The organism is Secundilactobacillus malefermentans DSM 5705 = KCTC 3548, from assembly GCF_001436395.1.
Taxonomy (GTDB): domain Bacteria; phylum Bacillota; class Bacilli; order Lactobacillales; family Lactobacillaceae; genus Secundilactobacillus; species Secundilactobacillus malefermentans.
Genome location: NZ_AZGJ01000071.1, coordinates 1 through 5,888 on the forward strand (window position 1 = coordinate 1; position 5,888 = coordinate 5,888).

At 41.3% G+C, this 5,888-nt stretch carries 4 protein-coding genes; all 4 read left to right on the forward strand.

The genetic code is table 11. The annotated features are described in order from the left end of the window. Positions 1 to 147: 147 nt before the first annotated feature. The 4 genes from groES to FD44_RS09370 all read left to right on the forward strand — a co-directional run bounded on the left by groES (position 148) and on the right by FD44_RS09370 (position 5,825). Positions 148 to 432, forward strand: a complete 285-nt coding sequence (gene groES / locus FD44_RS09355) for a co-chaperone GroES (RefSeq protein WP_010620549.1) — start codon at positions 148 to 150, stop codon at positions 430 to 432. A gap of 28 nt (positions 433 to 460) precedes the next feature. Then, entirely contained in the window at positions 461 to 2,086 is a 1,626-nt protein-coding gene (gene groL, locus FD44_RS09360) for a chaperonin GroEL (protein WP_010620550.1), read from the forward strand. A 230-nt stretch (positions 2,087 to 2,316) separates the two neighbouring features. Then, on the forward strand, positions 2,317 to 4,152 hold the full coding sequence (locus FD44_RS09365; protein ID WP_010620551.1) for an APC family permease: 1,836 nt from the start codon (positions 2,317 to 2,319) through the stop codon (positions 4,150 to 4,152). A 137-nt stretch (positions 4,153 to 4,289) separates the two neighbouring features. Continuing rightward, positions 4,290 to 5,825 (forward strand): multicopper oxidase family protein, encoded by a 1,536-nt coding sequence (locus tag FD44_RS09370; protein WP_010620552.1) that lies wholly within the window; start codon positions 4,290 to 4,292, stop codon positions 5,823 to 5,825. Positions 5,826 to 5,888 lie beyond the last annotated feature (63 nt).

Sequence of the window (5,888 nt, forward strand, 5' to 3'; positions counted from 1 at the left end):
AGTTTTGTCCCAGCCACTTTTTTTGCGGAGTAAATGACTTGCATTATGATATAAAAAATCATATAGTTGTAATTGTGATTAGCACTTGAAGTATTCAAGTGCTAACAGTACAAAAAAACATAAAAAAGCTTTATTGGAGGGATTCACGTGTTAAAACCATTAGGTGATCGTGTCGTTTTAGAGGCACAAGAAGAAGAGGAACAAACTGTTGGTGGCATTGTCCTTGCAAGTAATGCGCAAGAAAAACCACAAACTGCAAAAGTAGTTGCAGTCGGCAAAGGTACTTTACTGGAAAGTGGCAAAGAAATTGCGCCCGATGTAAAAATAGGAGACACTGTTTTGTTTGACAAGTATGCAGGTACTGACGTCAAAGATGGCGACAAGTCATACTTAGTTGTTCATGGCAAAGATATCATTGCGATTGTAGAATAATAAAAAATTATTGATGAGGTGAAAATAAATGGCAAAAGAAATAAAATTCTCTGAAGACGCTCGTAGCGCTATGTTACGTGGTGTTGATCAATTAGCAAACACAGTAAAGACAACCATTGGTCCTAAGGGACGTAACGTTGTGCTCGAACAATCTTACGGTAACCCAACCATTACTAATGATGGTGTAACGATTGCAAAGGCAGTTGAGTTAAAGGATCATTTCGAAAACTTGGGTGCTAAATTAGTTGCTGAAGTTGCTTCAAAGACGAACGATATTGCTGGTGACGGAACAACAACGGCCACTGTTTTAACGCAAGCTATCGTTACTGAAGGAATGAAAAACGTGACTGCTGGTGCAAACCCTGTTGGCATTCGTCGTGGGATTGAAAAAGCAACCGTTGAAGCTGTTGCTGCACTCCACAAAATGTCACATAAGGTAACCACTAAGGATGATATTGCTCAAATCGCTTCAATTTCTTCTTCAAACGAAGAAGTTGGTAAGCTAATTGCTGATGCAATGGACAAGGTTGGCAATGATGGTGTCATCACGATTGAGGAATCACGTGGTGTTGATACGAGTTTAGACGTTGTTGAAGGAATGCAATTTGATCGTGGTTACATGTCACAATACATGGTCACTGACAACGACAAGATGGAAGCAAACCTCGACAATCCATATATCCTGATTACCGACAAGAAGATTGGTAATATTCAAGATATTTTGCCACTTCTTCAATCAGTTGTTGAACAAAGCCGTTCACTTTTAATCATTGCTGATGACATTACTGGTGAGGCATTACCAACTCTTGTTCTTAACAAGATGCGTGGAACCTTTAACGTTGTTGCTGTTAAGGCTCCTGGCTTTGGCGATCGCCGTAAGGCCCAACTTCAAGATATCGCCGTATTAACCGGTGGGACTGTGATTACTGATGATCTTGGCTTGAACTTGAAGGACGCAACACTTGATCAATTAGGCCAAGCTAACAAGGTTAACGTTACCAAAGATACGACTACGGTTGTTGAAGGTGCCGGCGATAAGGCTACTATCAGCGAACGTGTCACTGAAATCAAACAACAAATCGACCAAACAACTTCAGACTTTGATCGTGATAAATTAAAGGAACGTTTAGCAAAGCTTTCTGGTGGTGTCGCAGTTATTCGTGTTGGTGCCGCAACAGAAACCGAACTAAAAGAACGCAAGTATCGAATTGAAGATGCTCTAAACGCCACAAGAGCCGCTGTAGAGGAAGGCTTTGTTCCTGGTGGTGGAACTGCTTTAATTAACGTTATTGATGATGTAGCAAGCGTTGAGGCTACTGGTGATGAAGCTACTGGTGTCGACATTGTCAGACGTGCACTAGAAGAACCAGTTCGTCAAATTGCTGAAAATGCTGGTATTGAAGGATCAATCATTGTTGAACATTTGAAGTCATTGGAACCAGGTACTGGCTACAATGCCGCAACTGGTGAATATGTTGACATGGTTAAGGCCGGAATTGTTGACCCAACCAAGGTAACCCGTTCAGCTCTTCAAAATGCTGCTTCAGTTTCAGCACTTCTCTTGACTACTGAGGCTGTTGTAGCTGATGAGCCAAAGGATGATAGTGCAGCACCTGCAGCTCCTGCTCAACCAGGTATGGGCGGTATGATGTAATCTAGTAACAACTTAAAGAACTCAAAACTTAACGTTTTGAGTTCTTTTTCTTTGGGGTTGGAAAACAAATTGATTTGACTTATGATGGCTATGTGTTGCTATTTCATTTATGTAAATTATTTATAGTATTGCATGCACAAAAGGAGTAAAATACTTTTGTTTCGTTGGACGATAAAGTCTGAAAATTAAGTTTGATATTATTGAAAATCAGTTTTCGAGGGAGTAGTAGTATGTGGCGATATCTTAAACGGATACTTATTGGTAAGCCGTTAAAAACAGCAGATGAAGGAGGACAAGCGCTCACAAAGTTTAAGGCGCTTGCACTGCTTTCTTCAGACGCGTTATCATCTGTGGCGTATGGGACTGAACAAATTACGACGGTACTTATTACACTTTCAGCAGCGGCATTAATGTATCAATTATGGGTTGCTGCTTTGGTCTTGGTACTATTATTCGCAATTACATTGTCTTATCGACAGATTATTCACGCTTACCCAGATGGAGGGGGCGCCTATGTTGTTGCTAGTAAAAATTGGGGAACGTCAGCAGGATTAGTTGCTGGTGGATCGCTGTTAGTTGACTACATGTTGACGGTTGCCGTTTCTGTTACTTCAGGAACTGAGGCCATTACCTCGGCAATTCCTAGTTTAAGTAGTGAGCGAGTTTTGATTGCCGTTTTAATTGTGATTGGCATCATGGCTCTTAATTTACGAGGATTACGTGATTCAGCTGCATTCTTGACCGTTCCCGTTTATCTCTTTATTGTCGTGATTATTGGAATGATTGTTTGGGGTGGTTATAATATTATGACCGGTCAAATCGTCTATCACGCGGCAGCAAGTGTCAATGCCCCAATTCAGGGGATGACAGCAGTTCTGTTCTTTAAGGCGTTCTCATCTGGATCTTCATCACTAACAGGTGTTGAAGCCATTAGTAATGCGGTTCCTAACTTCCATAAGCCAAAGAGAAGAAACGCTGCAGCGACACTTTCAATAATGGCAGTTATCTTGGGTATCTTCTTCGCCGGCATCACCTATTTGAGTTACTACATGGGGATTCGGCCAAACGGAGAGCAAACCGTACTTTCACAAATTGGTGCGGGCGTCTTTGGTCACGGCATCATGTTCTATATTTTGCAATTATCAACTGCCTTAATTTTGGCAGTAGCTGCTAACACCGGATTCTCGGCGTTCCCAATCCTTGCTTATAATTTGGCAAAGGACAAGTTCTTGCCGCATGCGTACTTAGACCGGGGAGATCGGTTGGGTTATTCAAATGGTATTATTTCGTTAGCATTTGGCGCCATCATTTTGATCCTGATATTCCATGGACAGACCAAACTATTGATCCCATTGTATGCAGTCGGCGTATTCGTACCATTTACTTTATCGCAATCAGGGATGATTATTCACTGGTTTAGAGAACGGGAGGGCGCTTGGCCATTAAAAGCGTTTATTAACTTTGTTGGGGCATTTATCTCCGTCATGTTAGTTATTTTCCTGTTCTTCCTTCATTTCAGCAATGTTTGGCCATATCTTATCGTGATGCCAGCAGTGCTATATCTGTTCTATCGAATCCACGCTCATTATAAAAATGTTGCGAAACAACTTAAAATTACAAAAGACACGGAAGATGCAGTCCATGAATATGATGGCGCAACTGTTATCGTATTGATTAGCAATGTGACTCGCGTGACCGCTGGCGCAATTAATTACGCTAAGTCAATTGGTGACTATGTCATTGCGATGCATGTTTCGTTTGATGAAAATCCAACTAAGGAACATAAGACCGCAATCGAATTTAAGAAGGCTTATCCTGATATTCGATTTGTAGACATTCACTCGTCCTACCGGTCAATCACGACTCCAACGTTAAGATTCTGTGATGTCATTGCCAAACGGGCGGCTGAGCGAAACTTTACGACAACCGTCTTAGTTCCCCAGTTTGTTCCCCGACGACCATGGCAAAATATTCTGCATAACCAGACGTCGTTGCGGCTTAGGGCAATTTTAAATTCAAGAGAAAATATCATTGTTTCAACTTATAGTTATCATTTAAAGCAGTAATTTAAAGAGGAAATTTCGCAAATGCGAGATTTCCTCTTATTTTTTTAGAATAATTCTAATTTTCTCTTTATTAACCGTTTTCATTGTGTAAGAATGAGGGTGAGTTAGTTTCTTAAAGATGAAGGGATGACGATAAGATGACGAAAAAAACTTATACTGACTATTTCTTTGATGAACCTGCCTACAATACTCATGACGGTGGCTATGTGCCACTTGTTGAACCAGATACACCAGAGAATAAATTAGTAGTTCCGGAACTTCTAAAACCGGATAAGGACACGGCAACGGATACCTATTATACGGTAGAGGCGTTGGCTGGTGAAACGCAGCTGTTACCAGGTGCAAAAACGAAGACCTGGGGATATAATACAAGCCTTTTAGGGAAAGCCATTCTTTTCGAAAAAGGAAAGATGATTCATATTGATTTAAAAAACTCGCTACCCGAACTGACAACATTTCATTGGCATGGGTTAAATGTCCCTGGTCCATATGTAGATGGTGGCTGTCATGCGCCCGTTTATCCTGGCGAAACGAAGCATATTGATTTTAAGGTTATCCAACCTGCTGCTACTTTGTGGCTCCATGCGCATCCATGCCCATCGACAGCAGAGCAGGTTTGGCACGGATTAGCAGCACCGGTCATCGTGAAGGACGTAGAAGAGGCTAAATTACCATTTCCACGTAATTATGGCGTAGATGATATTCCAGTGGTTCTGCAAGACCGAAAATTTCACGAGGACAACCAGTGGGACTACAATGCTGATTATGATCCAGATGGTGTTCAAGGGCCAACTGCGATGATTAACGGTACTGTAAATTCATATTTTGACGTGACAACTCAAAGAGTTAGACTGAGATTTTTAGATGGTGCTAACCGACGCGAATGGCGGTTACATTTTAGTGATGACTTGGTATTTACACAGATTGCGTCAGATGGCGGAATTCTACCTGAGCCCGTTAAGTTCACTCATTTAATGCTAACTTGTGCAGAACGAGCTGAAGTAATTGTTGATTTTAAAGACTACAAACCAGGGTCAGAAGTCACACTTTATTCAGATGATGTTCCGATTATGAAGTTTAAGGTACATGAATTTAAACCAGACAATGTCGAATTGCCAGATCATTTGGTTGATATTAATAATCCTGAAGCTACGCCTGATGCGCCAATTCATCACATTGTTATGTCGGGGATGGATGAAGAAGTGATGATGGACGATAAAAAATTTGGCATGCAGCGGATTGATTCAACCCAACAGCTTGGAAATGTCGAGTATTGGGATGTTACGAATACAAACGATATGGAAGGCGGCATGGTTCACCCTTATCACATGCATGGTACTCAATTTCTAGTTATTTCTCGAAATGGTCATGAACCTTATCCGAATGAACACGGGTATAAGGATACGGTTGGGGTTAATCCAGGAGAGACTGTGCGATTGAAGGTTTGGTTTGACTATGCTGGGGTCTTCATGTATCACTGTCACATCATCGAGCATGAAGATGGTGGCATGATGGCACAACTAGAAGTGATTGATCCAGAGCACCCACAAACTTATAAACTGATGGATCATCACACGTTGATGAAGGCCTTTGCCGAAGAGCGGGGAATAAAGGTTGAAGATCTTCATTTGGCGGGAATGACTTCCTACGAAAAAATGAATATGGATATGTAAATTATTATAAATCAAAAAAACTGCCATCACTGGCAGTTTTTTTGGGTTCTATACTTTTTCCTG

Bases quoted from the DNA above. Each gene is read 5' to 3' on its own strand.
- FD44_RS09365 (WP_010620551.1), top strand. From the start codon at position 2,317: ATGTGGCGATATCTTAAACGGATACTTATTGGTAAGCCGTTAAAAACA.
- FD44_RS09370 (WP_010620552.1), top strand. From the start codon at position 4,290: ATGACGAAAAAAACTTATACTGACTATTTCTTTGATGAACCTGCCTAC.
- groL (WP_010620550.1), top strand. From the start codon at position 461: ATGGCAAAAGAAATAAAATTCTCTGAAGACGCTCGTAGCGCTATGTTA.